The organism is Pseudomonas sp. B21-040, assembly GCF_024748695.1.
GTDB lineage: Bacteria > Pseudomonadota > Gammaproteobacteria > Pseudomonadales > Pseudomonadaceae > Aquipseudomonas.
The window spans coordinates 577,852-601,299 of record NZ_CP087176.1 but is presented as its reverse complement, the minus strand read 5'-3'; the positions used below and the strand labels follow the sequence as shown (position 1 = coordinate 601,299).

The 23,448-nt window shown below is 59.0% G+C and carries 17 protein-coding genes and 2 tRNA genes; 7 read left to right on the top strand and 12 right to left on the bottom strand.

Going from position 1 to position 23,448, the window contains the following annotated elements; all coding sequences use genetic code 11:
* Window positions 1–142: 142 nt before the first annotated feature.
* The 3 genes from LOY55_RS02665 (at window position 143) to nadE (ending at window position 3,180) form a co-directional block, all read left to right on the top strand.
* Entirely contained in the window at window positions 143–1,051 is a 909-nt protein-coding gene (locus LOY55_RS02665) for a LysR family transcriptional regulator (protein ID WP_109785451.1), read from the top strand.
* Between the two features lie 70 nt (window positions 1,052–1,121).
* On the top strand, window positions 1,122–2,348 hold the full coding sequence (gene pncB, locus LOY55_RS02660; protein ID WP_046028433.1) for a nicotinate phosphoribosyltransferase: 1,227 nt from the start codon (window positions 1,122–1,124) through the stop codon (window positions 2,346–2,348).
* A 4-nt stretch (window positions 2,349–2,352) separates the two neighbouring features.
* On the top strand, window positions 2,353–3,180 hold the full coding sequence (gene nadE / locus LOY55_RS02655; protein ID WP_077432378.1) for an ammonia-dependent NAD(+) synthetase: 828 nt from the start codon (window positions 2,353–2,355) through the stop codon (window positions 3,178–3,180).
* A gap of 648 nt (window positions 3,181–3,828) precedes the next feature.
* On the opposite strand, the gene azu is transcribed toward nadE, so the two are convergent.
* Entirely contained in the window at window positions 3,829–4,275 is a 447-nt protein-coding gene (gene azu, locus LOY55_RS02650; RefSeq protein WP_109785449.1) for an azurin, read from the bottom strand.
* A gap of 343 nt (window positions 4,276–4,618) precedes the next feature.
* On the opposite strand from azu, the gene LOY55_RS02645 reads away from it, so the two are divergent.
* Both LOY55_RS02645 and LOY55_RS02640 read left to right on the top strand, forming a co-directional pair.
* Entirely contained in the window at window positions 4,619–5,206 is a 588-nt protein-coding gene (locus LOY55_RS02645; RefSeq protein WP_109785448.1) for a TIGR00730 family Rossman fold protein, read from the top strand.
* A gap of 68 nt (window positions 5,207–5,274) precedes the next feature.
* Window positions 5,275–5,463 (top strand): hypothetical protein, encoded by a 189-nt coding sequence (locus LOY55_RS02640; RefSeq protein ID WP_046028429.1) that lies wholly within the window; start codon window positions 5,275–5,277, stop codon window positions 5,461–5,463.
* A 238-nt stretch (window positions 5,464–5,701) separates the two neighbouring features.
* Here the strand turns inward: LOY55_RS02640 and LOY55_RS02635 are convergent, their stop codons facing one another.
* The 11 genes from LOY55_RS02635 to rnr all read right to left on the bottom strand — a co-directional run bounded on the left by LOY55_RS02635 (window position 5,702) and on the right by rnr (window position 22,567).
* Window positions 5,702–6,592 carry a transglutaminase family protein gene (locus tag LOY55_RS02635; RefSeq protein WP_046028428.1) on the bottom strand — a complete coding sequence of 297 codons (891 nt, stop codon included), beginning with the start codon at window positions 6,590–6,592 and terminating at the stop codon, window positions 5,702–5,704.
* Entirely contained in the window at window positions 6,592–9,078 is a 2,487-nt protein-coding gene (locus tag LOY55_RS02630) for a circularly permuted type 2 ATP-grasp protein (protein WP_077432376.1), read from the bottom strand. The genes LOY55_RS02635 and LOY55_RS02630 overlap by 1 nt, the downstream gene beginning before the upstream one ends.
* A gap of 88 nt (window positions 9,079–9,166) precedes the next feature.
* Entirely contained in the window at window positions 9,167–12,442 is a 3,276-nt protein-coding gene (locus LOY55_RS02625; RefSeq protein WP_109785447.1) for a DUF2126 domain-containing protein, read from the bottom strand.
* A gap of 308 nt (window positions 12,443–12,750) precedes the next feature.
* Window positions 12,751–15,054 (bottom strand): YgiQ family radical SAM protein, encoded by a 2,304-nt coding sequence (locus LOY55_RS02620; protein WP_109785532.1) that lies wholly within the window; start codon window positions 15,052–15,054, stop codon window positions 12,751–12,753.
* Window positions 15,055–15,279: 225 nt separating this feature from the next.
* Window positions 15,280–16,674: a replicative DNA helicase gene (gene dnaB / locus LOY55_RS02615; RefSeq protein WP_007947521.1), complete on the bottom strand. Its 1,395-nt coding sequence runs from the start codon at window positions 16,672–16,674 to the stop codon at window positions 15,280–15,282.
* Window positions 16,675–16,783: 109 nt separating this feature from the next.
* The gene (rplI, locus tag LOY55_RS02610) at window positions 16,784–17,230 is read right to left on the bottom strand and encodes a 50S ribosomal protein L9 (RefSeq protein ID WP_046028423.1); all 447 of its coding nucleotides are present in this window, start codon (window positions 17,228–17,230) and stop codon (window positions 16,784–16,786) included.
* A gap of 19 nt (window positions 17,231–17,249) precedes the next feature.
* Entirely contained in the window at window positions 17,250–18,143 is an 894-nt protein-coding gene (locus tag LOY55_RS02605; protein WP_109785446.1) for a hypothetical protein, read from the bottom strand.
* Window positions 18,144–18,179: 36 nt separating this feature from the next.
* Window positions 18,180–18,410, bottom strand: a complete 231-nt coding sequence (gene rpsR, locus LOY55_RS02600) for a 30S ribosomal protein S18 (RefSeq protein ID WP_002551829.1) — start codon at window positions 18,408–18,410, stop codon at window positions 18,180–18,182.
* A gap of 28 nt (window positions 18,411–18,438) precedes the next feature.
* Window positions 18,439–18,861 carry a 30S ribosomal protein S6 gene (rpsF, locus tag LOY55_RS02595; RefSeq protein ID WP_008035342.1) on the bottom strand — a complete coding sequence of 141 codons (423 nt, stop codon included), beginning with the start codon at window positions 18,859–18,861 and terminating at the stop codon, window positions 18,439–18,441.
* Window positions 18,862–19,166: 305 nt separating this feature from the next.
* Window positions 19,167–19,934, bottom strand: a complete 768-nt coding sequence (gene rlmB, locus LOY55_RS02590; RefSeq protein ID WP_109785445.1) for a 23S rRNA (guanosine(2251)-2'-O)-methyltransferase RlmB — start codon at window positions 19,932–19,934, stop codon at window positions 19,167–19,169.
* Window positions 19,931–22,567, bottom strand: coding sequence for a ribonuclease R (gene rnr / locus LOY55_RS02585; RefSeq protein WP_109785444.1), 2,637 nt, complete (start codon window positions 22,565–22,567; stop codon window positions 19,931–19,933). Before rnr ends, rlmB begins: the two co-directional genes overlap by 4 nt.
* Before the next feature lie 226 nt (window positions 22,568–22,793).
* On the opposite strand from rnr, the gene LOY55_RS02580 reads away from it, so the two are divergent.
* Together LOY55_RS02580 and LOY55_RS02575 are read left to right on the top strand one after the other, a co-directional pair.
* A tRNA-Leu gene (locus LOY55_RS02580) sits at window positions 22,794–22,880 on the top strand.
* Between the two features lie 166 nt (window positions 22,881–23,046).
* Window positions 23,047–23,133: transfer RNA gene (locus tag LOY55_RS02575), tRNA-Leu, on the top strand.
* Window positions 23,134–23,448: the final 315 nt, after the last annotated feature.

Here is a 23,448-nt window from a genome sequence, read left to right as displayed (position 1 = left end):
CAGCCGAAATAATCACGGCTGATCAGACCTGTAGTTTTAGCTTCCCGAAGGCTACCCAACAAACGACCTTTAAGAGAGATATCATTCCGTTTATTCATGCTGCGAATTGCTGGTCAGTAAGAAACAAGAAAAAGGACTACCCATGCTGAATAAACGCTACCTGCCGTCGATCACAGCACTGCAGTGTTTCGAGGCCGTGACCCGGCATTTGAGCTTCACACGCGCCGCCGAAGAGCTGAACCTGACCCAGAGCGCCGTCAGTAAACAGGTCGCGCAACTCGAAGAGTTGTTGCAGCACTTGTTGTTCCGTCGTGTGCGCCGACGCCTGCAAATGACCCCGGCCGGTGATTTGTACCTGGTGGAAGTACGAAAAATCCTCACCCAGGTCGAAATGTCGACCCATTACCTGCGCTCCTACGGCGGTGAAACCGAAGTCTTGCGCGTCTCCACCCCACCGACCTTCGGTGCGCGCTGGCTGGTCCCACGCCTGAAAGGCTGGCGCCTGCGCCATCCGTCGATCCATCTGGACCTGTGCAGCGAGCAGGAAGCCGACGATTTGCTGCAAGGTCGCAGCGACCTGGCGTTTTACTTCGGCCAGGGTTCACGGCCCGGCACTGAATGCCTGAAGCTGTTTGGCGAGGAACTGGTGCCGGTCTGCGCACCGGGCAGCCTGCCGGACACGCCGTTCACCGATCCGACGCAACTCACCGACCTGGTCCTGCTGCAAAACGCCTCCCGCCCCCAGGCGTGGCACGACTGGTTCGACAGTCAGGGCTACCACACCGAGCACAGCTACCACGGCCCGCGTTTTGAAACCTTTTATATGTGCATCCGTGCAGCGCAAGTCGGCTGCGGCGTGGCACTGTTGCCACGGTTTCTGGTGGAAGAGGAATTGGCCGACGGCAAACTGGTCATTCCCTGGCAGCATGCAATGCCCAGCACGGATGCCTATTACCTGGCGTATCCCGAGCATTCGGCAGAAGTGCCCAAGGTGCGCGATTTTGTGAAATGGATGCTGGAGCAAGTCGACAACCCCACCTCCCCCGACTGACACAGAAATTGCTGGCAATACCCACCACCGATATGCGCCACTATCCCCATTCAATGCGGAGAACCCCGTTATGAGCGAGAGCGTGTTTGGCGATCGCATCGTGCAGAACCTGCTCGACACCGACTTCTACAAACTGACGATGATGCAGGCCGTGCTGCACAACTACCCGAACGTCGAAGTCGAATGGGAGTTTCGTTGCCGCAACAGTGAAGATTTGCGCCCGTACCTGGCGGAGATCCGTTTTCAGATCGAGCGCCTGGCCGAGTTGAGCCTGAGCCCTGATCAATTGAGTTTTCTGGAGCGAATCAGCTTCCTGAAACCGGATTTCCTGCGGTTTCTCGGATTGTTTCGCTTCAACCTGCGTTACATCCACACCGGCATTGAAAACGACGAACTGTTCATCCGTCTGCGCGGGCCGTGGTTGCACGTAATCCTGTTCGAAGTGCCGCTGCTGGCGATTGTCAGCGAAGTGCGCAACCGCTATCGCTACCGGGAAATAGTCCTGGAACAGGCACGCGAACAACTCTATCGCAAGTTCGACTGGCTGACCGCCAACGCCAGCAGTGACGAATTGTCCGAGTTGCAGGTCGCCGATTTCGGCACGCGCCGTCGCTTTTCATACCGCGTGCAGGAGGAAGTGGTGAACGTGCTCAAGCACGATTTCCCCGGACGCTTCGTCGGTACCAGCAACGTGCACCTGTCCAGGGAGCTGGACATGAAACCGCTGGGCACTATGGCCCACGAGTGGATCATGGCCCATCAACAACTCGGCCCACGACTGATCGACAGCCAGATTGCCGCGCTCGATTGCTGGGTACGCGAGTACCGCGGCCTGCTAGGTATCGCCCTGACCGATTGCATCACCATGGATGCCTTCCTCGGCGACTTCGATCTGTTTTTCGCCAAGCTCTTCGATGGCCTACGCCACGACTCGGGTGATCCGGTGCTATGGGCCGAAAAAGCCATCGCCCATTATCACAAGCTCGGCATCGACCCGATGAGCAAGACGCTGACATTCTCCGACAGCCTGACACTGCCCAAGGCGCTGGAGATATTCCGCGCGCTGCGTGGTCGGATCCATGTCAGCTTTGGGATCGGCACTAACCTGACGTGTGATATTCCAGGTGTCGAACCCATGAGCATCGTGCTTAAAATGGCAGCCTGCAACGGCCAGCCCGTCGCGAAAATTTCCGATGAGCCTGGCAAGACTCACTGCAAAGACCCGAATTTTGTCGCCTATTTGCGACACGTGTTCAAAGTACCTGCCGCCCTATCCAGCACATCAAGCAAGGAGTGAATTCATGCAAGCCGTACAGCGTGAGATTGCTGAGCAGCTCAAGGTTCAACCGCCATTTGCCGACGAGGCCGCCCTTGAGGCAGAAGTCGCCCGGCGGGTCAGTTTCATTCAGGATTGCCTGGTCAATTCCGGTCTCAAGACCCTGGTGCTGGGCATCAGCGGTGGCGTCGATTCCCTGACCGCCGGCCTGTTGGCCCAACGAGCCATGCGTGAATTGCGTGAGCGCACCGGCGACAAGGGCTACAAATTCATCGCCGTGCGCCTGCCGTACGAGACTCAGTTCGATGAACATGACGCTCAGGCCTCAGTGGATTTCATTGCCCCGGACGAGCGCCACACCGTGAACATCGGCCCCGCGGTCAAATCGCTGGCCAACGAAGTCGCCGCCTTCGAAGGCAAGCACGCGGTCTCGGTGGATTTCGTGCTCGGCAACACCAAGGCGCGGATGCGCATGGTCGCTCAGTACACCATCGCGGGCGCAGCCCACGGCCTGGTGATCGGCACCGACCACGCAGCAGAAGCCGTGATGGGTTTTTTCACCAAGTTCGGCGATGGCGCCTGCGACCTGGCGCCACTCAGCGGCCTGGTTAAAAATCAGGTCCGCAATATCGCCCGCAGTTTCGGCGCACCGGAATCGCTGGTGGAAAAAATCCCGACAGCCGATCTGGAAGACCTCTCGCCGGGCAAACCGGACGAAGCGTCGCACGGCGTGACCTACGCCGAAATCGACGCATTCCTGCACGGAGAGCCGGTGCGTGAGGAAGCGTTCAAGATCATCTGCGACACGTACAAAAAGACTCACCACAAGCGCGTGATGCCGTTTGCACCTTGATATTTGGGGGGCAGGAGACGCCATCGCGGGTTTGCCCGCGATGGCCGATGACACGGCCAAATGCAGGACACAAAAAAAGCGTCCCAAGTGGACGCTTTTCTTTGGATCGCTCGCTCTCTGCGCTGAATGATCTCAACGTTTTTCAAAGTAACAAGACGAATAGAACGAAAGACCTTAAAACGACGTAGGGCTTTTCCCAAATCAATGGATGCCCATTGATCAAAAGAAGGCACCAGCACAGAGTCCATTTCCGCCTACTCTCCGGACTCCAGAATGGCCCTCCTACCGAACGTCATCCGACACATTGCTGCCGCGCTGACCCTCGCTTGCTGCCCTGTAGCAACCCTCGCGCAGACGCAGACGCCAGCCTCAGGCAATACTCTACTTCCCGATTTCTTTTCGTTGAGGAGCGAGACGATACGTTGCTCATGGCAAACGATGCCGACCCCGGAAGCCAGCCAGATGAGCGATTGCCTGCCACCCGGAGAAAATGCTGTCGGCCATCCACTCGAGCATGCGAATCAAAAACATTTTTTAGACAGGAACGAGGAAAGAGCCCGCATACCTTCGATCGGATTCGAACTCGACCTCGGTACGTTCAGATCTCTGGAACCTTAGTTTTAAAATCCAAGGTTCCAGAGCGCCGGATTACTTCAGCGTCACAGTGCCTTTCATCATCGCGATATGGCCCGGGAACGAGCAGAAGAAGCCATAGGCTTCGCCAGCGGCCAGCTTCGACACGTCGAAGGTCACCGAGTCCGTTTCGCCGGCACCGATGATTTTGGTGTGGGCGATGATGCGTGCATCACCTTCCGGCAGATAGTTCTTGTCGATACCAGCGGCCAGGCCAGCGCTGGCAATCGTCTGCATATCTGCTTCTTTGCTCAGCACCCAGTTATGGCCCATGACGTTCTTCGGCAGGCTGCCGGAGTGAGTCAGTTCGACAGTGAACGTTTTGCAGCTCTTGTCGATCTCAATGGCCTTCTTGTCGAAGGACATCTGATCAGTGGAGTCGACGGTGACTTTGCATTCTGCAGCCATCAATTGACTACTGGCCAGTGTCAGCAGGGATACCGCAACAAGTTTGGCAAACATGGTGAATCTCCAAGGCAGGGTTAACAAAAGTGCGAATGGACAGAAGACTGCCTGAAATCTTCGCAAGTTCCTATGACCTGAATCATAAATTGTATACAACTTTCAGGCTATGACACCTATCGACACAATCTACCAGCCAAGTGTCTGGTACGGCCCTATCATCAGGCCGTCATCACTCATCTGGAGCGCCGGTCATGTCCTTCAATAGCCTGTTGTGCAGTTTGCTCGCCGCATATGCCTGTGGCGCCAGCGGTACCTACGAAACTCCCAAACGCGAAGTTTAGACCTTGGAACGCTGCGTGCCTGCCTTTACTCTGTGGCCATCCTGACCATGGAGAAAAACATGTCTTTGAAGTCTGTTTGTGTATTTTGCGGCGCCAGCACCGGCACCAACCCGGCTTATCGTGAAGCGGCTGCCGCCCTGGGGCGAGCATTGGCTGAGCGCAAGCTGACCCTAGTGTATGGCGGCGGTGCCGTCGGCTTGATGGGGATTGTCGCCGATGCGGCATTGGCGGCCGGCGGCGAAGTGATCGGGATCATCCCGCAAAGCCTCAAGGACAAGGAAATCGGCCACAGCGGCCTGACGCGCCTGGAAGTGGTCGACGGCATGCACGCGCGAAAGGCGCGGATGGCCGAACTCAGCGACGCGTTTATCGCCCTGCCCGGCGGTCTCGGCACGCTGGAGGAACTGTTCGAAGTCTGGACCTGGGGCCAGCTCGGCTACCACGGCAAGCCGTTGGGGTTGCTCGAAGTGAACGGTTTCTACAGCAAATTGACCGGTTTTCTTGATCATATCGTCGGCGAAGGCTTCGTTCGCGCACCACACCGTGACATGCTGCAAACGAGCGAATCGCCGCAAACCCTGCTCGACGCACTGGACGCCTGGCAACCGTCGGTCCCGCCAAAATGGACCGATCAAAAACCCAGCTAACGGCTTGGCACCGATACAGGGCAGAATATGCGCCGCTCAACCTCACCTTCGACCCCAGAGGATCGCCCATGGCTAAACCTAATTATTCCTTCGCCAAACGTCAGAGAGACTTGGCCAAGGAGCAGAAGAAAGAGGAAAAGCTTCAGCGCAAGAAAGCTACAGCTGAAGAAGACGCCGCAGCACTGAACCCCGATGCCGAAGGCGACGTGGCTACAGACGAAACTGAAGCACCGAAAGATCAGGCGCCCGACGCCTGAGACCCTCAGGGCCGGATGATCTGATCGGGCCCACCGGATCTGTGTCCAGGGTCAGCAGTTACTTTGCTGACCCTCACAGTCCCCCTCTGAAATGCCCTCCAAAAAACACTGCATATTCCCTGTGGGAGCGGCGATGCGGCGATCCGACTTGCTCGCGAAGGCGGTGTATCAGCTACATAAGTAACGACTGACACTCCGTCTTCGCGAGCAAGCCCGCTCCTACATCTATGGATCTTTGTTACTCCAATGGCATCACGGTGACGCGGACTTCCGGGTCATGATTGCCGCCGCCCAGAATCACCCCACGCAACGGCGAAACATCAGAGAAATCCCGGCCCCATGCCAAGGTGATGTGTTCGAGCGCCGGTTGTATGTTGTTGGTCGGGTCAAAATCGACCCAACCCAGTACCGGGCAAAACACCGAGATCCAGGCATGCGACGCATCGGCGCCGATCAGCCGAGGCTGGCCCGGTGGCGGTTGTGTCAGCAGATAACCGCTGATGTAGCGAGCGGCCAACCCACGGGAGCGCACGCACGCCAGCATCAGGTGGGCGAAATCCTGACAGACGCCACGCCGGCGCTCCAGCACTTCCACCAACGGCGTCGCCACTTGGGTCGCTTCGGCGTCGAAAGTGAATTCGCTGAATATTTTCTCCATCAGCGCCTGTACACCCAGCAACAGTGGTCGGCCAACCGGAAAGCAGCTCTCGGAAAACTCGACGAAATTGCGCTTCAAATGCACGTAGGGTGATTCGAATCGATAACGGCACGCTTCAAGCAGGTCAGACGACATTGGCTGACTGCTGTAAGTCAGCGCGTCGCGGGTAACTTCCCAGGCGGGTGACTGAGTGAAATCCAGCGTTGGCCGGGCCAGGACTTCGACCGTGAGACTGGCATTGACCAGCAACTCATCATGCGGGCGCTCAAACGCCAACCGGGTCAGCGGATTGCCAAACACATCCAGCTCATCCCGGCGCGCGGTCGGGTCAGGACTGATCTGCAATTGTTGGGCGGTGCAGCGCTGCCAGGCACAGGGTCTCGGCCATAGATGCGCGAGCTGCTGGGCCAGCGACACCGGGCTGTCGTAGTGATAATGGGTGTCGTGGAAAATCTGGTAATGGGCACTCATCAGACGGACACCGTGCGCTGGCTGACATCATCTACATGGGCGAAATGGCGCAACGCCAGGCGATCCGACACTTGACCACTGGCATCGGCGATTTCTTGCAGCAAATCGGCCAGACCATCGAGCGCGGCACGAACACTGGTTTCGCCAAACAACGAATTCTCCAGACACCCCAGATCAAACCGCGCCAGTCGCTCCACCAACAGCGGCAACCCTTCTTCACGAGGGGCACCAAAGTCGTCATTCAAACGTTTCAAGGTTCGAGTCACCAGCTTCAACTGGAACAGCACGGCGTGAGGGTTTTGCTCATCGAGCAGCAACAGATCGAGCACCGGCAGCAGTTGCGCCACCGCCAGGTACCGCGAACGGTAGGTGATGCTGCTGTTGCCCAACTCCAACAACCATTCCAGGCCCGCCTGATCGAAAGCCCCGGCACCGCGCAGAAACGCCGCCAGGCTGCCACTGAGAAACTGCAACCGCTCGATCCGCCGACCGATCATCAGGAAACGCCAGCCTTCGTCCCGGGTCATGTCGTCCAGCGCGAAACCTGAAAGCGCTGCCAGCGACATCACCAGGCGATTGAGGAAATCCAGCAGCTCACCGAAATCGGGCTCACGGGTTTCCAGCTCCATGGCCTCACGCTGCAACTCCACCAGCGCCTGCCAGTTTTCCCGCGAGAGTTTGCCGCGCACTTGCGAGGCGGCCCACTGCAAGCGTTGCAGATTGGAGCGCAGGCTGAAGGGCCAGTCTTCACCGAGCAACGCCGCCAACAGGCGTTCCGGCAGTTCGCCCTCATCGGGCAACAGGTTCAGCCGCTCACCGAGGTCAACGGCCGCCTGCAAGGCTTGCGGATCATCGCCGTCCACGTAGCGTGCGAGCATGATCCGCAGCAGTCGCGCACTGTCATCGCAACGTTCGCAATAGCGGCCAAACCAGAACAGGTTTTCCACCACGCGCGACGGCAGATACGGGTCTCGCCGCACCAGATCATGGACGCCAATGGTGCGTTGGGTTTTCCATTGCTCGCCGCTGGGAGGACGATCACCCAATACCCACGTGTCCTTGCTCGCACCACCGCGCTGCATTGACACCACTTCAGCATCCGCTTCGGCAGCAACCCGGGTCAGACCGCCGGGTAAAACCCGGTAGCCGTCACGGCTGGCCACTGCGTAAACACGCATGCCGATGGCTCGCGGTTGCAATTGACCGTCCTCCGCTTGCCAGACAGGCGCCTGGGACAACTGCGCCATTTCTTGCGCGACATAGGCATAAGGACGTGCCTGCATGCGTTCGGCCAGGGCTTCGCGCTGTTTTTCACTCAAATCGCCGCCAAATACAGGTGCGAAGCTTTGCGACGGGAAGGCCGGTTTGATCATCAACTCCGACAGTTTTTCCAACGCCTGGGCCAGTACCGGCGCCTCGCCGCACCACCAGGTGGCGATGGACGGCAGGATCAGTTCTTCGCCGAACAGGAATTGATTGATCTTCGGTAGAAAGCCCAACAGTCCCGGCGACTCCAGCACGCCGCTGCCGAGTGCGTTGGCCACCAAAACCCGTCCCTGCCGCACGGCTTCGAGCAATCCCGGTACACCCAGTGCGGAATCAGTGCGCAATTCCAGCGGGTCGCAGAAGTCATCGTCGAGCCGGCGCATGATCGCGTGAACCCGGCGCAAGCCGCTCAGGGTTTTCAGATAAACCGTGGCATCACGCACCGTCAGGTCGCCGCCCTCCACCAACGGATAACCGAGCTGACGCGCCAGATAAAGGTGTTCGAAATAACTTTCGTTGAACCGCCCTGGCGTGAGCAACACGATCAGCGGCGCGTCGTTATCACTCGGTGCCTGCCTGGCGAGCGTTTCCTGAAGCGTGCGGAAGAACCCGGCCAGATGCTGCACTTTCAAATCGCGGTACAACTCGGGAAAGGCCCGGGACACGATGGTGCGGTTTTCCAGGGCATAACCGGCGCCGGACGGGGCTTGAGTGCGGTCCGCCGTGACCCACCAGCGACCATCGGGTGTGCGCGCCAGATCCACTGCGTAAAGATGCAAAAACGCCCCATCCGGGGGCGTAATGCCCTGACAGGGCCAGAGGAAATTGTTATGTCCGAACACCAGTTCCGCTGGCAGCAGTCCTTCGGCAATCAAACGCTGCGGGCCATAGAGGTCCGCCAGCACCGCATTGAGCAAACGCGCCCGCTGGGCGATACCCGCCGATAACTGCCGCCACTCATCCGCTGCGATCACATGTGGCAGCAGATCCAGTTCCCACGGCCGGTCTGCGCCCTTGGGGTCGGCGTAGACGTTGTAGGTCACGCCGTTTTCCTGGATCTGGCGGGTCAACAAGGCCTGACGCTGCACCAATTGCGAAGGCGTGCTGCGTTGCAATTGGTCGAGCAGCCGACGCCAGTGCGGGCGCACGGCGCCGCTGTCGTCGAGCAGTTCGTGGTAAGTGCCCGTTGTCAGCGGGTAGCGATCAAGCAGGTCAGGCATGGAAAGCTCGGCAGACAGCAAGGAACGGTCAGACTAGCGCAGGCACATGACGCCCGGATATACGAAAAGTCCGAGCGTCGTGTACGGTTTAGAAACGTCGCAAATCGAGTGTCATCGGCAGCTCGTCGCTCATTTCCACATTCGGTACAGGAAGTTTCCCTGGCGTGTGTCCGATGCGGAAAAACCGCGCCATTCGCCGGCTCTCGGCCTCGTTGGCGTTCACCGGCAGGCTGTCGTAGTTGCGCCCACCCGGATGGGCCACGTGGTACTGGCAGCCGCCCAGTGAACGTTGCATCCAGGTGTCGAGCAGGTCGAACACCAACGGCGCATGGACCGGGATGGTCGGGTGCAGGCAGTTGGCCGGTTGCCAGGCGCGAAAACGCACGCCGGCGACAAACTCGCCGACCCGCCCCGTGGGTTGCAACGGCACCGCAACGCCATTGCAGGTCAGCAGATAACGTTGCGGCGCCAGCCCTGTGAGCTTGACTTGCAAGCGCTCCAGCGACGAATCCACATAGCGCACCGTGCCGCCGACCGCCCCCTCCTCGCCCAGCACATGCCAGGGCTCCAGCGCCTGACGCAATTGCAGCTCAATGCCACTGACCGCGTAATCGCCGACCTTGGGAAAACGGAACTCCAGATGCGCGGCGAACCACTCGGCCCGCACCGGGTAACCGGCCGCATTGAGATCAACGATCACATCGGCGAAATCCTGTTCGATGAAGTGCGGCAACAGGAAACGGTCGTGCAACTCCGTGCCCCAACGCGCCAGTTTCGGCGGCGCATAGGGTTCGCGCCAGAACCGCGCCACCAGTGCCCGCAATAACAACTGCTGCGCCAGGCTCATGCGTGCATGCGGCGGCATTTCAAAGGCACGCAACTCCAGCAATCCGAGGCGTCCGGTAGCACCGTCCGGCGAATAGAGTTTGTCGATGCAGAATTCGGCCCGGTGAGTGTTGCCGGTCACGTCGATCAGCAGGTTACGCAGCAGCCGATCCACCAACCACGGCGCGCACTCCTCGCCGGGGTCGGGCATCTGGGCGAATGCGATTTCCAGCTCATACAAGGCATCGTTGCGCGCCTCATCGACGCGCGGCGCCTGAGACGTCGGGCCGATGAACAACCCGGAAAACAGGTAGGACAGGGACGGATGGTTATGCCAGTAGCTGATCAGGCTACGCAGCAGATCGGGGCGACGCAGGAACGGTGAGTCCGCCGGGGTCGCGCCGCCCAACACGAAATGGTTACCGCCACCGGTTCCCGTGTGCCGGCCATCGATCATGAATTTTTCGGTGGTCAATCGGGTCTGGCGCGCTTCTTCGTACAAAAATTCGGTGCGCTCGACCAATTCATCCCAGTTCGCGGACGGTTGCACGTTGACCTCGATCACGCCGGGATCCGGGGTGATCCGGAAATTGCTCAGGCGCGGATCGCTCGGCGGCTCATAGCCTTCCAGCAACACCGGGCAATGTAATTCTTCAGCGGTAGCTTCGATGGCGCTGACCAGCTCCAGGTAATCCTCGACCCGTTCCAGCGGTGGCATGAACAAGTACAACCGCCCTTCCCGGGCCTCAGCGCAGAAGGCCGTGCGGGTCAGCCAGTCGGCGGACTCGTCAATCTTTGGCTCTCGCTCTTCGGTGACCGCGCCAGTGCCCTGGCTTTGCAGTTGTGCGGTGTCGGGCAGCGCCGGGAAATCCTGATTCGGATCCGCGGGATGAATGAACGGGTACTCCGCCGCTTTGACCCAGGGTTGCGAGCCGAGTGGCAAGCGGTAGCCCAGCGGCGAATCCCCTGGCACCAATCGGCAATGTTCCTCACGCAAATACCAGCGGCCGCTTTGCCATTGATCGCCCTTGGCAGTGCGCGCCAATGGCAGCACATGGCCGATGACTTTATCCAGGCCTTGGCTGAAGACCTTGCGCAGTCGCGCACGCTCCAACGGTTCTTCCAGTCGTGAGTCTTCGGCGCTGACGTTTTGCGGCAATGTGCCCTCACGCCAGAGGTAATAGAAATTGTCTTCGTAGGCCGCGAATACATAGCGTGTGGGAATCTTCAAGCGCTCGGCCACACTCGCCAGAAACCGTCCGGCCAGTGCGCCATCGGCGCCGTAGTCTTCCTGCTCATCGGCAATCAACGCACCGTTGTGCCAGATCGGCACGCCATCACGGCGCCAATAGCAGTTCAGTGACCAGCGCGGCAGTTGCTCGCCGGGGTACCACTTACCCTGACCGAAATGCACCAGGCCTTTGGGGGCGTAATGTTTGCGCATGCGCTGGAACAGCTCGGCGGACAGGCGACGCTTGTCCGGCCCCAGCGCAGCGGTGTTCCATTCGGCGCCGTCCGGGTCATCGATGGACACAAATGTCGGCTCGCCGCCCATGGTCAGGCGCACGTCACCCTCCAACAAGTCGGCATCGATTTGCCGACCCAATGCCTGGATCGCCTGCCATTGATCGTCGGTGTAGGGTTTTGTGACCCGTGGCGCTTCCCAGATCCGTTCAACGGACATTTCGTGGGTGAACTCGCATTCGCACGGTTCGACCAAGCCACTGATCGGCGCTGCAGAGCCAGGATCAGGACTGCACGCCAACGGAATGTGTCCTTCACCGGCAAACAGCCCTGACGTCGCATCCAGGCCGATCCAGCCGGCACCGGGCAAGTACACCTCACACCACGCGTGCAGGTCGGTGAAGTCCACTTCAGTGCCAGACGGACCGTCGAGGCTTTTGACGTCGGCGGTGAGTTGAATCAGGTAGCCCGAGACGAAACGCGCCGCCAGGCCGAGGTTACGCAGCAGTTGCACCAGCAGCCATGCCGAGTCGCGGCAGGAGCCGGAGGCCTGCTCGAGGGTGTGCTCGGGCGTTTGTACGCCCGGCTCCATGCGAATCAGATAGCCAATGTCTTCGCTCAGGCGCTGGTTCAGCGCAACCAGAAAATCCACGCTGGGCAGCGGCGTGCGGTCAATGCCGTCCAGGTAGGTTTTGAACGTCGGCGTCAGGGGCAAGGTTTCCAGGTACGGCGCCAGCTCTTTGCGCTCGTCGGCGGCGTAGGCGAAAGGGATTTTCTCCGCGTAGGGCTCAAGGAAGAAGTCGAACGGATTGAAGACCGCCATTTCCGCGAGCAGATCGACTTCGATCCGCAGTTCATCGGTTTTCTCCGGGAACACCAACCGCGCCAGGTAATTACCCTGGGGGTCTTGTTGCCAGTTGATGAAGTGCTGCTCGGGCGAGACTTTCAGCGCGTAGGACAGTATCCGCGTGCGACTGTGGGCGGCTGGGCGCAGGCGAACGATCTGCGGCCCCAACTCGACAGCGCGGTCATAGCGGTAATGAGTGACGTGGTGCAATGCGACATGAATCGACACGGCGTGCCTCCTGCGAGCCCTAAGCGTATTTGAAAGCGCGCAAGACTTATGCCATCGCGGCAACGCTGGCGCTTTCTCCATTTGCTTGAGGCAGTACAGCACCAAAATCGGGCGATGCGGGAAATAGGTTGGGCGCAGTTGCACGCAAATGTTGCGAGGAAGGGGGGTGGGCGTGATCGTTCCCACGCTCCCGCGTGGGAATGTAGCCCGTGACGCTCCGCGTCACTGGACGCGGAGCGTCCCTAGAGGCATTCCCACGCGGAGCATGGGAACGATCAGGTTGGCGTTCTGTTCAGTTCAAGCGCGACTTAGCGCGGTACGACTGGCTTGCGGGCGGGTTTAGGACCTTTGCCTTTGGCTGCGTCCTTGCGCTCCTTGGCCGCCTGCTGGTTGCGGGCGAACGCCGCAGCCTTGGCCTGTTCACGCTTGTCCCACGGGTTAGCACCATCGCTGGCACGTGGTGGCAGACCGGTGTGCTGGGTGAGGATCTTGGTGGTCTTTTCACCTGCAACCTTGTGGCTACCGGCCGGTGTCGAGTTTTTGCGACGGGCGCTCTGGTAGCTGTCGGTCGACGGCTGGTGCAGCGGGATCAACTGGTTCTTGCCCGGTCCAATCAGATCGGCGCGGCCCATACGGGTCAGCGCTTCACGCAGCATCGGCCAGCCTTTCGGGTCGTGATAACGCAAGAACGCTTTGTGCAGACGACGCTGCTCTTCGCTCTTGACGATGGTAACCGCGTCAGACTTGTAGGTGACCTTGCGCAGCGGGTTCTTGCCCGAGTGGTACATCGCGGTGGCAGTAGCCATCGGCGACGGGTAGAACGCCTGCACCTGGTCGGCACGGAAGCCGTTGCCCTTGAGCCACAGTGCCAGGTTCATCATGTCTTCATCGGTGGTGCCCGGGTGGGCGGCGATGAAGTACGGAATCAGGTACTGCTCTTTCCCGGCTTCCTTGGAGTACTTCTCGAACATGCGCTTGAACTTGTCATAGCTGCCGATGCCCGGTTTCATCATCTGGTTGAGCGGACCTTCCTCGGTATGTTCCGGGGCGATCTTCAGGTAACCACCAACGTGGTGGGTCACCAGCTCCTTGACATATTCCGGCGACTCGACCGCGAGGTCGTAACGCAGGCCGGAAGCGATCAAAATCTTCTTCACACCCGGCAAGGCACGGGCGCTGCGATACAGCTGAATCAGCGACGAGTGGTCGGTGTTCAGGTTCGGGCAGATGCCAGGGAACACGCACGATGGCTTGCGGCACGCGGATTCGATTTCCGGGCTCTTGCAGGCAATGCGGTACATGTTCGCGGTCGGGCCGCCGAGGTCGGAAATGACGCCGGTGAAACCCGGCACCTTGTCGCGGATCTCTTCGATTTCGCGAATGATCGACTCTTCGGAGCGGTTCTGGATGATCCGGCCTTCGTGCTCGGTGATCGAACAGAAGGTGCAGCCGCCGAAGCAGCCACGCATGATATTCACCGAGAAACGGATCATGTCGTAGGCCGGGATCTTTTCCTTGCCGTACGCCGGGTGCGGTATGCGCGCATAAGGCATGCCGAACACGTAGTCCATTTCTTCGGTGGTCATCGGAATCGGCGGCGGATTGAACCAGACATCGACTTCGCCGTGCTTCTGCACCAGCGCACGGGCGTTGCCCGGGTTGGTTTCCAGGTGAAGCACACGGTTGGCGTGAGCATAAAGAACCGCGTCGCCACGGACTTTCTCAACCGACGGCAGACGAATCACAGTCTTGTCGCGGGTCATTTTCGGGCTGGCCAGGATCTGCACGACCTTGGCTTCAGTCGGATCTTCAACCGGACCTTTTTCCTGCTCGATGGCGCAGGCCTGGGTGTCCTGGGTGTTCACGTACGGGTTGATGATCTTGTCGATCTTGCCCGGACGGTCGATACGCGTGGAGTCGACTTCGTACCAGTCTTTCGGCGTATCGCGACGGATGAACGCGGTACCGCGCACATCGGTGATGTCTTCGATTTTGTGACCGTAGGACAGACGCTGGGCGACTTCGACGATGGCACGTTCGGCGTTACCGTAAAGCAGGATATCGGCGCAGGCGTCGATCAGGATCGAGTTGCGAACCCGGTCCTGCCAGTAATCGTAGTGGGCGATGCGGCGCAGGGAAGCTTCGATGCCACCGAGCACGATCGGCACGTTTTTGTAGGCTTCCTTGCAGCGCTGGCTGTAAACCAGGCTGGCGCGGTCCGGACGTTTGCCCGCCATGCCGCCAGGGGTGTAGGCGTCATCGGAACGGATTTTCTTGTCGGCGGTGTAGCGGTTGATCATCGAGTCCATGTTGCCGGCCGCGACACCGAAGAACAGGTTCGGCTCGCCGAGTTTCATGAAGTCGTCTTTGGACTGCCAGTCCGGCTGGGCAATGATCCCGACGCGGAAGCCTTGCGACTCCAGCAGCCGGCCGATAATCGCCATGCCGAACGACGGATGGTCAACGTACGCATCACCGGTGACGATGATGATGTCGCAGGAATCCCAGCCAAGCTGATCCATCTCCTCCCTGCTCATCGGCAGGAATGGCGCTGGACCGAAGCATTCGGCCCAGTACTTGGGATAGTCAAATAACGGCTTGGCTGTTTGCATGACGATGACCGGTGTTGAGATGAAAAATCGCGGGCGCGGAATATAGCACAAAAAATAACCAATTCCGACGGCTATGGTCGGAAATTGGTGTTGGCTCAAACGCGGCGCATGAACGAGGACTGCGTTATCGTTCATCGCGAGCAAGCTTTGCTCCTACAGGCGGTTTGCGAACACCTGTAGGAGCAAAGCTTGCTCGCGATGAGGCCACATCAGACGCGGAGTAACTTACTCGTCGTCGAAGTTGTAGCTACCCGGCGCCAGGTTTTCGAAGCGGGTGTATTTGCCGATGAACGCCAGGCGTGACGTGCCGATCGGACCGTTCCGCTGCTTGCCGATGATGATCTCGGCGATGCCTTTGTGCTCGGTTTCCGGGTGATACACCTCATCCCGGTACACGAACATGATCACGTCAGCATCCTGCTCGATCGCTCCGGATTCCCGGAGGTCGGAGTTGATCGGGCGTTTGTTCGGTCGTTGTTCCAGGGAACGGTTGAGCTGCGACAGCGCCACTACCGGGCAGTTGAATTCCTTGGCCAGGGCTTTCAAGGAACGGGAGATCTCGGAAATCTCGTTGGTCCGGTTGTCACCGCCGGAACCTGGGATCTGCATCAATTGCAGGTAGTCGATCATGATCAGGGCGACGTCGCCGTGCTCTCGCACCAATCGGCGAGTCCGCGCACGCATCTCCGATGGGCTGATACCGGCCGTATCGTCGATGAACAGCTTGCGATCGTTGAGCAGGTTGACCGCCGAGGTCAGGCGCGGCCAATCGTCGTCATCCAGGCGACCGGCGCGGACCTTGGTCTGGTCGATACGGCCCAGGGACGACAACATACGCATGATCAGCGATTCACCTGGCATTTCCAGCGAGTAAACCAGTACGCACTTGTCGCTGCGCAACACGGCGTTTTCCACCAGGTTCATCGCAAAGGTGGTTTTACCCATGGACGGACGGCCGGCGACGATGATCAGGTCGGACGGCTGCAGGCCGCTGGTTTTCTCGTCGAGGTCGGTGTAGCCAGTGGATAGGCCGGTGATGGCGTTGTCGGTGTTGAACAGCGTATCGATGCGGTCGATGGCCTTGGTCAGCAGGTCATTCACGCTCACCGGGCCGCCGGTTTTTGGCCGGGCCTCGGCGATCTGGAAGATCTGCCGTTCGGCTTCGTCGAGAATCTCTTCAGCCGTACGGCCTTCCGGGTTGAACGCGCTGTCGGCAATTTCGGTAGCGATACCGATTAGCTGGCGCAAGGTTGCCCGAGCGCGAACGATCTGTGCGTAAGCCTTGATGTTGGCGACGGACGGCGTGTTTTTTGCCAGCTCACCCAGGTAGCCGAGGCCACCAACTTGCGATGTCTGACCTTCCTTGTCCAATTGCTCGGCAAGGGTCACGACGTCGATCGGCGAGTTCTGGTCTGCCAGCTTGGCAATCGCGCGGAAGATCAGGCGATGGTCATGTCGATAGAAATCGCCGTCCGACACTTGATCGAGCACGCGTTCCCAGGCGTTGTTGTCCAGCATCAAGCCACCGAGCACAGCCTGTTCGGCCTCGATGGAGTGCGGAGGCACCTTCAGGGAAGCGGTTTGCAGATCATATTGCTCGGGAGCGGAGATATCGTTCATGGCCACTTGAAATTGGAGGTTTCAGAAAGACAAAGGGCACGACCTGTAAACAGGATCGTGCCCGATGTTAACCGTCTGACGGGCAAGCCGCCAGCCGATCTGGTGTTGCTTAAGCTGCTACCACGACAACGCGTACGGTGGCTTCAACTTCGGCGTGCAGGTGCACGGCTACGTCGAATTCGCCTACGTTGCGGATGGTGCCGTTCGGCAGACGAACTTCGCTTTTTGCAACTTCAACGCCAGAGGCGGTCAGTGCATCAGCGATGTCGTGGGTGCCGATCGAACCGAACAGCTTGCCTTCGTCACCAGCGGTGGCAGTGATAGTCACTTCCAGCTCAGCCAGTTGGGCGGCGCGGTTTTCAGCCGAAGTCTTACGGTCTGCTGCGGCTTTTTCCAGCTCAGCGCGACGCTCTTCGAACGCAGCCAGGTTGGCTGGGGTCGCAGCGGTAGCTTTGCCGTAAGGCAGCAGGTAGTTACGACCGTAACCAGCCTTAACGTTCACTTTGTCACCCAGGTTGCCCAGGTTGGTGACTTTTTCCAGAAGGATCAGTTGCATGTGAAAATCCTCTTAACTTTTAACCTTCACCGTTCGCGTTATCGGCATCTTTCGGTGCCGAACGACCGCGAAAATCAATCAGGCTGTCGACGATGGCCAAGACCACCAGCAACGGATAGATCAGCTGCATGAACAGCAACAGCGTGACGTACAACCCCACCAGCCAGAACCTGGCCAGTCGCTTTTGCGCCACCAGCCCGTGAATCAGGGCCAGCCCGGCGAACACCAGCGGTACGCTGCACAACGGCGTTAACATGGCCATCTGTGGACCGATGTTCGGCCCCAGAAGCATGCACGCCAGCAGCAACATCGCCGGCAAAAACGGGAAACGGATGGCGCGAAACTCGCGACCAAAACCACCCGGGTTGTACAACAACGCCTGCCAGTAGCGCCCGACAATCAGGCTCAGCACACTGACGATTTGCAACAATGCCGCAATCAGGCCGGTCAGGACCGGTGCAATCAGGGACGCAAAATGCGCTTGCTCGTCTACCGATAACTTCTCGTAGACATCACCGAGTAGCGACGGCATGACTTTTATCAACGCCTGCGCCAGCATCTCGATTTGGGGACCAAAAGTCGCCCCCAGCACCACCGAAAACACCACTCCCATCGCTATGCTGACCAGCAGCACGCGGTCCCAGGATTCGCTTGCGCGCAAAACCAACGCAAGGCTCGAAGAACCCAACAGCACCAGAAGTGCCCGAGGGTCATCCGAGTAAAGCCACCAGATCAACGCCGGCAGCATTCCCAGGGCAAGGACGCCAACGGCGTCCTTCAATCCGCGCCGCAGAAGCACAAGGCATCCTGCGGCAGCACCCAACCAATACAACAACGGCAATGTTACGCATCCAGCCACTACGAGAGTGGCCTGCATGCGGCCGCGCATGATGAACTCAGCTATGGCGCGCATGCATTCAATCCTTTGCTACGAGTCGACTGCCCGGTCTCAGCGGCCGTGGCTGTCGGTGTAGGCCAGCAGGGCCAGGAAGCGGGCGCGCTTGATAGCGGTGGCCAGCTGACGCTGATAACGTGCTTTGGTACCGGTGATGCGGCTTGGAACGATTTTGCCGGTCTCGGATACATAAGCTTTCAGAGTGTTGAGATCTTTGTAATCGATCTCTTTCACGTCTTCAGCGGTGAAGCGGCAGAATTTACGACGACGGAAGAAACGTGCCATTTGATAGGCTCCTTAAAAGGTCCGTGGATTACTCGTCAGCGTTATCGCTGTTGTCGCTGTCATCACCATCAACGCCTTCGGCGTCGGAGTGCTCAGGACGGTCGCGACGCTCACGGCGCTCACTGCGGTTTTCTTCAGCCTTGAGCATCTCGGATTGGCCGGTAACGGCTTCTTCGCGACGGATGACCAGGTTACGGATCACTGCATCGTTGTAGCGGAAGTTGTCTTCCAGCTCGGCCAGGGCCTTGCCAGTGCACTCAACGTTCAGCATCACGTAGTGAGCCTTGTGAACATTGTTGATTGCGTAGGCCAGTTGACGACGGCCCCAATCTTCCAGACGGTGGATTTTGCCGCCGTCTTCTTCGATCAGCTTGGTGTAACGCTCAACCATGCCGCCGACTTGCTCGCTTTGATCCGGGTGGACCAAAAAGATGATTTCGTAATGACGCATGAATGCTCCTTACGGGTTGTAGCCTGCCGCTCAAAAGCGGTCAGACAAGGAGTGAATGACACTTATGGACTTGCTTGCGATAGACACATGCGTGCCTGCCGTCACAGCAAGGGGCGCAATTGTAGAGAAGGGACAGAAGAGGTGCAAGGCAATTGGTGATTATTTGAACAACCATCGATCTTTGCCCAGACACAAAACACTGTGGGAGCGAGACTGCTCGCGAAGGGGGCATAACTTTCAACATTGATGCTGAATGTTACGCCGCTTTCGCGAGCAGGTTCGCTCCCACAGGGACTACAACCGGATCAGGACTTCTTGGAAGCCCCGGCAGCTTTGACGCTACGCTGACGCTGAGCCTCGAACAGGCACACGCCAGTCGCCACGGAAACGTTGAGGCTGCTGACGCTGCCGGCCATCGGCAGGTGCACCAGGTAATCGCAAAGATCGCGAGTCAGGCGACGCATGCCGCTGCCCTCAGCCCCCATGATCAGGATGGTCGGGCCGGTCATGTCTTGCTGATACAGACTCTGCTCGGCTTCACCCGCCGTACCGACGACCCACAAGCCACGCTGCTTGAGTTTTTCCAGGGTGCGCGCCAGGTTGGTCACGGCGACCAACGGAATCACTTCCGCCGCGCCACACGCCACTTTTCGCACCGTCGGCGTCAGCGTCGCTGATTTGTCCTTCGGCACGATCACCGCCAGCGCACCGGCCGCATCGGCCGACCGCAGGCAAGCACCCAGGTTGTGCGGGTCGGTCACACCATCGAGCACCAGCAACAGCGGTGCTCCGTCGGTGCGATCCAGCAGCTCGTCGAGCATCGCCTCACCCCAGACTTGGCTCGGACTCACGTCCGCCACCACGCCTTGGTGCACGCCTTCAACCCAGGCATCCAGCTCACGGCGCTCGGCATTGCCGACGGCCACGCGGTTTTCGGCAGCGAGCGCGATCAGCGTTTGCACACGCGGATCACTGCGACCTTCAGCCAGCCAGATTTGCTTGACGCGTTTCGGGTGGTGACGCAGCAACGCTTCTACCGCATGCACGCCGTAGATCTTTTCCAACTGACTCATGACTTCGCCTTCGGTTTACGCGCCCCGCCACTTTTGGCAGCCGGGGCCGAACCCGCTTTTGGCGGGCCTTTACGGTGTTTGCTTGGTTTTGCTGGCTTGCCGCCGGGGGCCTTGTCAGGCGCCGACCGTCCGGTCTTTCCCCCAGACGCCGCTTTACCGCCGCTTTTCGCTTCAGACAGCAACGCCTGTTTCATTTCACGACTTTTGCGCAGCTCGGCGTTTTTCGCCGCCGCATCGCTTGGGCGATAGGCTTCTGGAGCCTTTTCCTTGGCAGGACGACGACCGGTTTTCGCCGGGGCCGGCTCTGCCGCTGATTTTGCAGAGGCGGCTGGCGCTGTAGCTTCAGTACCGCGCTTCTTGCGGCCAATCGGCGCGCTGATGGTTTTTTCAGCCATCTCAAAGTCGATCTTGCGCTCGTCGAGGTCAACGCGCATCACGCGCACTTCAACGGTATCGCCGAGGCGGAAGCTGCGGCCGGTACGCTCACCGGCCAGGCGGTGATGCACAGGATCGAAGTGGTAGTAATCGCCCGGCAGCGCGGTGACGTGCACCAGGCCTTCGACATAAATGTCTGTCAGCTCGACGAACAAGCCAAAACCGGTCACGGCGGTAATCACACCCGGGAACGACTCGCCAACGCGGTCCTTCATGAACTCGCACTTGAGCCAGTTCACCACGTCGCGAGTGGCTTCGTCCGCACGGCGCTCGCTCATCGAGCACTGCTCGCCGAGTTGCTCGAGGGCCGCCTCGTCGTACGGATAGATACGCGCCTTCGGAATGCTCATCGCACCAGCACGGCGAACGTGCGGGGTATCCTGCTTGGAATGGATAACGCTGCGAATCGCCCGGTGCGTGAGCAAGTCCGGGTAGCGGCGGATCGGCGAGGTGAAGTGGGTATAGGCTTCGTAATTCAGGCCGAAGTGGCCCTGGTTATCCGCGCTATACACTGCCTGACTCAACGAACGCAGCATGACGGTCTGGATCAGGTGGAAATCCGGACGATCCTTGATACCTGCCAGCAATGCCTGGTAATCCTTCGGCGACGGACCGTCCTTGCCTTTGTGCAGGGACAGGCCGAGTTCGCCAAGGAAGGCCCGCAGTTTTTCCAGACGCTCCGGTGGCGGACCATCGTGGACGCGGTACAGCGCCGGGATTTCGTGCTTTTTCAGGAATTCGGCGGTGGCCACGTTGGCCGCCAGCATGCATTCCTCAATCAGCTTGTGTGCATCGTTGCGAACGGTTGGACGGATTTCGGCAATCTTGCGCTCGGTCCCGAAGATGATTCGGGTTTCCTGCGTTTCGAAATCGATCGCGCCACGCACATGACGGGCCGCCAACAACACCTTGTACAGCGAGTACAGCTGCTTGAGGTGCGGCACAACGTCGGTGTACTCACCGCGCAGCTTGCGCCCCTCGGTGGCTTTCGGCGTTTCGAGCATGGCGCTGACCTTGTTGTAGGTCAGACGGGCATGGGAGTGAATAACCGCTTCGTAGAAGCAGTAGTCGGTCATTTCGCCGGACTTGGAGATGGTCATCTCGCAAACCATGGCCAAACGATCGACTTGAGGGTTCAGCGAGCACAGGCCGTTGGACAGTTGCTCTGGCAGCATCGGGATCACGCGCTCGGGGAAATACACCGAGTTACCGCGAACCTGAGCCTCTGCATCCAGTGCCGAACCGAGTTTCACATAGCTGGAAACGTCGGCAATCGCCACGTACAACTTCCAACCGCCGGAGAACAGGCGCAGCTTGCCCGGCTTGGATTCGCAGTAAACCGCGTCATCGAAGTCGCGCGCATCTTCACCGTCGATGGTCACAAACGGCAGATGGCGCAGATCGATGCGCTTCTCTTTGTCTTTTTCTTCGACTTCCGGCTTGAGCTTGGCCGCTTCTTTCAAGACCGCTTCGGGCCAGACGTGAGGAATATCGTAGGTGCGCAAGGCAACATCGATTTCCATGCCCGGCGCCATGTAATTGCCCACGACTTCGACCACGTCGCCTTGCGGCTGGAAGCGTGGGGTCGGCCAGTGAGTGATCTTCACTTCAACGAACTGACCAATCTGGGCGTTGGCATTGCGGCCCGGCGTGACCAGCACTTCCTGCTGGATCTTCGGGTTATCCGCAACCACGAAGCCGATACCGCCTTCTTCGAAGTAGCGACCCACGATGCTCTCGTGAGCACGGGAGACCACTTCGACGATCATGCCTTCACGGCGACCGCGACGGTCGAGGCCTGAAACACGGGCCAGGGCACGGTCACCATCGAACACCAGGCGCATTTGCGCCGGGCTCATGAACAGGTCGTCACTGCCGTCGTCCGGGACCAGGAAGCCGAAGCCGTCACGGTGACCGCTGATGCGGCCCAGGATCAGGTCGAGCTTGTCCACCGGCGCATACGTGCCACGACGGGTATAGATGAGTTGTGCGTCGCGCTCCATGGCGCGCAGGCGGCGGCGCAGGGCTTCGATCTGGTCTTCCGTGGTCAGACCAAACTCTTCGACCAGTTGCTCGCGGTTAGCAGGCGAACCTCGATCAGCGAGGTGCTGAAGGATCAGTTCACGGCTAGGAATAGGGTTTTCATATTTTTCCGCTTCACGAGCGGCCTCGGGATCGAGGGACTGCCAATCGGCCATTAGAGAGTTTTCACCTTGTCTATATGCGGGTTAGTTTGGCATAGGCGTAATGAAACGGGAAATTTCAGGCTATGACAGCCCATCTAAAGCCCTTTATCGACACTGCAAAGCTGATTTGAAGACCACTGGCGAAATTTTCCAGGTTTTTTTGATTCCGGGGGTTTACAGTTAAAAAGACGCTCCGTATAGTGCGCGCCATCGACGACGCAGACGCGCTGCCGATACTGCCCAGATGGTGAAATTGGTAGACACGCCAGCTTCAGGTGCTGGTGACCGCAAGGTCGTGGAAGTTCGAGTCTTCTTCTGGGCACCAATTTCGAGCTTGAGATTAGTTCAATTTCAAGGCTCACACAAAAACCCGCGAAAGCGGGTTTTTGCATTCTAAGCGTTTGATTTATTAAATCTAAATCAGGGGTTTACAGATCAAAACGCTCTCCGTATAGTGCGCCACATCAACAGCGGCAACGCTTGTGATAAATGCCCAGATGGTGAAATTGGTAGACACGCCAGCTTCAGGTGCTGGTGACCGCAAGGTCGTGGAAGTTCGAGTCTTCTTCTGGGCACCAATTCAAATTCAAGGTTACGACCTTGGATTTCACAAAAACCCGCGAAAGCGGGTTTTTGCGTTTCTGGCCTTTGAAAACCAACACTTCAAACCGCGTCAGGCCTGTAGCAGCTGGCGAAGCCTGCGTCCGACTGCGAAGCGGTCGTCAAAGCTGAGCTCACGTTATTTCTGGTGCACCGCATCGATTGATTTCACGACTGCTTCGCAGCCGGACGCAGGCTTCGCCAGCTGCTACAAGTGCTGAGACAGCCGCTCTAGCAGCCACTTCCCAGCACCGCAAGGCGCACTTGAGAAACAATATCGTTTATCATTGTTG